A 5,316-nucleotide genomic window follows, 5' to 3' on the forward strand; every position below is an offset into this window, starting at 1 on the left:
CTGCCCCCTGCCCCCTGCCCCCTGCCTCCTTCACAATCCTAAATCTACGGCAATGCGGTGAGCGCAGGCAAACCCAGAAAAAGCCACTGCGTTTAATCCTTGACCGGGAAAGGTGCTATCGCCAACACAATAAAGTCCGGGAATAGCGGTGCGATTAAAGGGCATTTTCAACAACCCGCGCAACTTGTGTCGGGGAATTGGCCCATAAGTGCCATCCTCACGACCCAAAAAGCGGCGATGGGTGCGGGGTGTCCCTACCTCCAAATAATCTAATCCAGCATCTAAGCCGGGAAAAATCTTCTCTAGACGGTCAATAATTGCCCAAGCCGCCTTTTCTTTTTTTGCTTCGTATTCATCCTGAGAAAGTCCTTGCCAATCATTAATCCAGTGAGGCGTAAACGCATGAATGATATGATATCCACTCGGTGCTAAATCTGGGTCAAGCAGTGTGGGAATGGAAACAAAAATTGTGCCTTCCACCGCCATCATGTTTTCCCAGTCTTCCAGCAAAATATGGTGACACTCGGTTCCCTCAGGTAAAACTGATTGTTTTACACCCATGTGTAAACTCAAAAAGCTGGGTGATTTTTGATAATTTTGTTGCCATTTTTTCTCATTATGAGGTATTCCCTCTACTGGTAATAATTGTTGAAATGTATCCCAGCGTGTAGCATTAGAGACTATGCGTTTACCCCGATATACTTTACCATTAGCCAACTGCACGCCCACTGCTCGTCCCTGTTCTATGAGAATTTTTGTGACTCTGGCTTGGTAGTGAATCTCACCTCCAGCTTTTTCTAGACCTTCCACCAGTTTTTGGGCAATTTGTCCGACTCCCCCTTTGGGATAGTTGACTCCGCCATAGTGCCGATCTGAAAATACCATCCCAGCATTAATCATTGGTGTCATATCTGCTGGAACCACCGACCAGCAATAACACTCCATATCGATAAATTTCAATAATTGAGGATCTGTAATGTAGCGTCGTGCGATGTCCCCGGCATTTTGGGGCAGATACTTAACTAAACCAAGACACGCCAAAGGATGCTGGAAAAATACCTGCAACAGATACCGAGGTTCCTCCAGCGACAACAAATCAATGTTATTGAGACAGTTAAATACTTTTTGGCATTCGTCATAAAAGCGACGAATCCCTCGTTCTTCATGGCGAAAATGAGCAGTAAGATTTTGCAAAAATTTTTCATAAACCCGATCTACCTTCAGGTCTAAACCTTGGGGTAGATGATAGTGAATTTGTACTGGATCTGCGATCGCTTCTTGACTAACATTGACGGCCGACAGTGCGCGGGTCAATAAATTGGTAGTACCCCTTTGCCCCAGCCCAAAAATCATTGATGCCCCAACATCAAATCGATAACCTTGCCGTTCAAAATAACCAGCGCTACCACCAGGGATTAAATAACGTTCCAGCACCAGCACTTTCGCTTTCTTTGCAGCTAGCTGAGTAGCTGTTACTAAACCACCAATCCCAGACCCAATAACGATCGCATCAATTGTCATTTGTCATTAGTCCTTAGTCATTAGTCATTAGTCATTGGGCATTGGGCATTTTCCTCTTTCCCCATCTTCCCATCACCGATGCCTAATCACAAAAAAGAGGGACAAGCCTGCTGCCGCTGGCTAATCCCGTCTGCCGATCCTTAAAGAGAGGAGAACACTGTATAACAATATAGCCTTGATTGAGAATCGATGTCAACACCTAATGAAAATTTTTATCAATAAAATTGATGAGGAAATTTTAGCCGTCATCGAAGAATACAAGGATATGAGGGCATGAGGCATGAGGTATGGGAAAAAAGAAAGGGGTAAGGGGAAAGATTAGATTTAACCCTTTCCCCTTAACCCTTTCCCCTTAACCCTTTAACCCTTTCCCTTTAACCCTTTCCCCTTTCCCCTTTCCCCTTCCCCCTCTCCTAGTCAGTCGGATGCAGGAAAGAGTATTATGGTTTTTCAGTTCATGTACAATCAAAAGGCGCTGACTTCTAGCTATGACGCTACAATTGCGGGTTTATGTACCACCTCATCCCCTAATACAACACTGGCTGGCAGTGGCTCGTGATGCAGGCACGCCTTCAGTATTATTCCGCAGTGCGATGACTGAGTTGGGAAGATGGTTGACTTATGAAGCTGCACGTGACTGGTTGCCTACTCAAGAAACAGCAGTGCAGACTCCCTTGGATGCCTGTCCAGCAACTGTGATTGATGCACAAATACCAGTGGCAGTAGTACCAATTCTCCGGGCGGGGCTGGGATTGCTAGAGGGAGCGCAGACTTTACTGCCTTTAGCGTCGGTTTATCATCTCGGATTGGCACGAGATGAAGAAACGCTACAACCTCACTGTTATCTGAACAAGTTACCAGAAAAATTTCATCCCCAAACACGAGTGTTAGTTACCGATCCGATGCTGGCAACGGGAGGGTCGATTATGACAGCAATGGCAGAATTAACACAACGGGGCGTAGATCCAAGTTTAACGCGGATTGTTTGTGTGGTGGCGGCTCCACCAGCTTTGCAAAAACTGAGTGCTAATTATCCAGGTTTAATAGTTTACACCGCAACCATTGATGAGAAACTCAATAACCAGGGGTATATAGTACCGGGTTTGGGGGATGCAGGCGATCGCATCTTTGGGACTTAAGTTAGTATGCAGCTAGGATAGATTCATGGCATAACTACTGTAAGAGTTGCAAGATTGTTGAAGGCGGTAAACATATGAGTCAGCGAGATGGTTTTGCCAGTGGTTTTTTAGCAGGGGCATTTGTCGGTAGCGTATTTGGTGGTGTCATTGGCGCGCTGATTGCTTCTAGACGCGATTCGGATTTGCTAGCAGAGGAAGAAACAGAACAACCAGATAGCCAAGCCGAAGCCAAGAAAATAGCAGCAAAACGGCGTCAAATGAAAGCCTCAGAAACAGAGAGTGTTAGCATAGAAGTAGCTCGGCGATCGCTAGAAGATAAAATTGCCCAGCTAAATGCCACAATTGATGAAGTGCGAAAGCAGCTAGGAAATGTGAATGGCGGTTCACCACAAACAGTTGGCGATCGCTCTTTTCCTAAAGATTCCTAAACTTTGTGGAAGCATGATAAAAGTACCAAGTGTGGTAAATACTAAACCTGCAAACACCGTGACATAGACTAAATTAAAATCAATAAATAAGACCGCGTTTGAAACTTAGTAGGAAACCTTAGTAGGAAACCACGCTATCTATGGAATTACTGATTACCACTCTTGCTACTTTTACCCAGATTTATACTTTTTTGTTATTGATTCGGGTTCTTTTAACCTGGTTCCCGACAATCAACTGGTATGACCAACCATTTGCAGCTTTGAGTCAGATAACCGATCCTTACCTCAATGTGTTTCGGTCATTTATCCCCCCACTGGGCGGCATAGATTTTTCACCAATGTTAGCTATTCTACTTCTACAATTTGTAGGCGGATTTATCACTCGTCTAGCCTACGTTGTGTAATAGAAAATTTGCCGTTTGTTTGATGTTCAATTAGGGACTTCCAAGTAAAGAAATATTCCATTGCTGTAGTTCGCTGTTGACTGTTGACTGTTAACTGTGAATATGAGCCACTGAGGGTATGTAGGGGTTTCCCCATACCCTCAGTGGTTTTCAACAGTCTTTTATGGAATACTTTTTTGGAAGTCCTTAAAATTTATTTTACTTGGCAGTGGCTAAACGCCCTGCAAGCTCTAATAGTACTTAGCACTATTCATTGAGTCTTTTGCACAAGAGTGCTTTTTGCACTCTTGTGGGAAAAGGGATACATCTTTATTGGGGAAAGGGAAAATACCAAACCTTTCCCCCTTTCCCCTTCCCCTTTTCCCGACTTCTCTTAGAAGTCTATTACTTCCGTACCGGAGCGCTAAATCCCGCTGCCTTAAACTGCTTGAGTTTTAATGGAGTAGGCTGATTTGCAGGTACAGAAATTCTCAATTCAAAATCGCTAACACCTGGTGGTATCTCAGCAATCGAACCAAGACGGGTGCGATTTTGCATTACTGAGTCATTGTTAGCATCATAGATGCGTCCATAAATATCTGCATCATAAACAGTTTTTTTAGTACCATTTTCTGCCTTGCCAATAACGATAAAGCAATTAGCAGCACCACTACCGCTACTAGTAACAGCTCCTTGTGCCAGTTCAGGGGGACAATCCTGATAAGAAATATCAAATAGTCTAATTTGTGTCAGCGCTAGAGCGGGGGGAGTAAGCACCCACGATAGAAGAGTGATGAAACAAGAAATCAAAACAACCGTGAGCGATCGCAACCGCATAAAAAACTCCGTAACTTAATTAAATAGTGATGTAACTGATAACCTCAGCTTACAACGGAATTACGGTTGATTGATGACAGTTGACTGATGACGGGAAACAGCAAATTTTTTCCTGTTTTTACCTGCAAGTCTCAGCATTATTGATTACACCCTAACAATAAGGGAACTTGAAAAAATAAATTATTCCGTTTCAGGTGCTTGATTGTTGACTGTTAACAGTGAACCATCAATAGTCATCAGTATTCAGTAACAACGGAATATTTTTTACTTGCAAGCCCCTAGTCTTTAATCGAACTTCATATTATTAGAGGTAGATTGAAAACTTGAATTTAACATTTGTAATAATTAAGTAAATAAACCCACGATTGCTATTAATTTTTATGACACCAGATGAGATTGAAACAGCTATGCAAGCAGCCTTTAATAGTTGTGATGCAGTTGGCTGTCCTCTCACTGACGCGCAGAAAGAGATATTATTGCAATTCGTTGAGCAAATTCAGGAAAATTCTCACTCTGGGCCGTCAGATGTTGCTAATCCCTTGGACGAACTTACCCCAGAGGAGTTAGAAGTTTTTTTAGAGTTTGTGAAGACTCAAGAACAACGTAACCGTACTTGGAAAATACAATTACTCAATGATTGGCTGTTGGATAATGACTCTGGAACAGTACAATTTATCCGCCAACGCTACGGTTTAGAGTGGCTCAACCGTCTGGAGTCGTACCATTTTGATAAGTATTGTTATTTAGAAGATGTATTAAAGTTGAGAGTAGGCGATCGCATCGAAATTTGCAATGCATTGTGGGAATGGGTGCAAGCAGATGGCCCCTGTAAACCAGAGTGGTTTCCATCCATTGTGATTCAAATTAATGAAGTTAGCGATGTACGCCATAACTCCTGTACTAATTGCGTTGTCCGCTTCCTCAACGGCGCTGAATATGAAATTCAAGGAATCTACGAATGGAATCGCTATAACTGGCGCTGGTGTCAGAAGTAGGGGAAGTGGGGAG

The 5,316-nt window shown here is 43.2% G+C and carries 6 protein-coding genes; 4 read left to right on the forward strand and 2 right to left on the reverse strand.

The window, feature by feature from the left end; translation table 11 throughout:
- Positions 1 to 30 precede the first annotated feature (30 nt).
- Complete coding sequence (gene crtH / locus GNE10_RS31770; RefSeq protein WP_185569941.1) at positions 31 to 1,521, reverse strand: carotenoid isomerase; 1,491 nt, start codon at positions 1,519 to 1,521, stop codon at positions 31 to 33.
- Between the two features lie 488 nt (positions 1,522 to 2,009).
- Between crtH and upp the strand changes: the two genes are divergently transcribed.
- The 3 genes from upp to GNE10_RS31785 all read left to right on the forward strand — a co-directional run bounded on the left by upp (position 2,010) and on the right by GNE10_RS31785 (position 3,492).
- The gene (gene upp, locus GNE10_RS31775; RefSeq protein ID WP_185569943.1) at positions 2,010 to 2,660 is read left to right on the forward strand and encodes a uracil phosphoribosyltransferase; all 651 of its coding nucleotides are present in this window, start codon (positions 2,010 to 2,012) and stop codon (positions 2,658 to 2,660) included.
- A 74-nt stretch (positions 2,661 to 2,734) separates the two neighbouring features.
- Positions 2,735 to 3,088 carry a hypothetical protein gene (locus GNE10_RS31780; RefSeq protein WP_185569945.1) on the forward strand — a complete coding sequence of 118 codons (354 nt, stop codon included), beginning with the start codon at positions 2,735 to 2,737 and terminating at the stop codon, positions 3,086 to 3,088.
- 140 nt (positions 3,089 to 3,228) lie between these two features.
- Positions 3,229 to 3,492, forward strand: a complete 264-nt coding sequence (locus tag GNE10_RS31785; protein WP_099071434.1) for a YggT family protein — start codon at positions 3,229 to 3,231, stop codon at positions 3,490 to 3,492.
- 384 nt (positions 3,493 to 3,876) lie between these two features.
- Here the strand turns inward: GNE10_RS31785 and GNE10_RS31790 are convergent, their stop codons facing one another.
- Positions 3,877 to 4,308: a biotin carboxylase gene (locus tag GNE10_RS31790; RefSeq protein WP_099071435.1), complete on the reverse strand. Its 432-nt coding sequence runs from the start codon at positions 4,306 to 4,308 to the stop codon at positions 3,877 to 3,879.
- 380 nt (positions 4,309 to 4,688) lie between these two features.
- Between GNE10_RS31790 and GNE10_RS31795 the strand changes: the two genes are divergently transcribed.
- A complete protein-coding gene (locus GNE10_RS31795) occupies positions 4,689 to 5,303 on the forward strand; it encodes a hypothetical protein (protein ID WP_099071436.1) in 615 nt (204 codons plus the stop codon).
- Positions 5,304 to 5,316: the final 13 nt, after the last annotated feature.

The organism is Nostoc sp. 2RC, from assembly GCF_014222165.1.
Taxonomy (GTDB): Bacteria; Cyanobacteriota; Cyanobacteriia; order Cyanobacteriales; family Nostocaceae; genus Nostoc; species Nostoc linckia.

Excerpts from the sequence above, each read along its gene's own strand:
- crtH (WP_185569941.1), bottom strand. The coding sequence starts at position 1,521 with ATGACAATTGATGCGATCGTTATTGGGTCTGGGATTGGTGGTTTAGTA.
- upp (WP_185569943.1), top strand. The coding sequence starts at position 2,010 with ATGACGCTACAATTGCGGGTTTATGTACCACCTCATCCCCTAATACAA.
- GNE10_RS31780 (WP_185569945.1), top strand. The coding sequence starts at position 2,735 with ATGAGTCAGCGAGATGGTTTTGCCAGTGGTTTTTTAGCAGGGGCATTT.
- GNE10_RS31785 (WP_099071434.1), top strand. The coding sequence starts at position 3,229 with ATGGAATTACTGATTACCACTCTTGCTACTTTTACCCAGATTTATACT.
- GNE10_RS31790 (WP_099071435.1), bottom strand. The coding sequence starts at position 4,308 with ATGCGGTTGCGATCGCTCACGGTTGTTTTGATTTCTTGTTTCATCACT.
- GNE10_RS31795 (WP_099071436.1), top strand. The coding sequence starts at position 4,689 with ATGACACCAGATGAGATTGAAACAGCTATGCAAGCAGCCTTTAATAGT.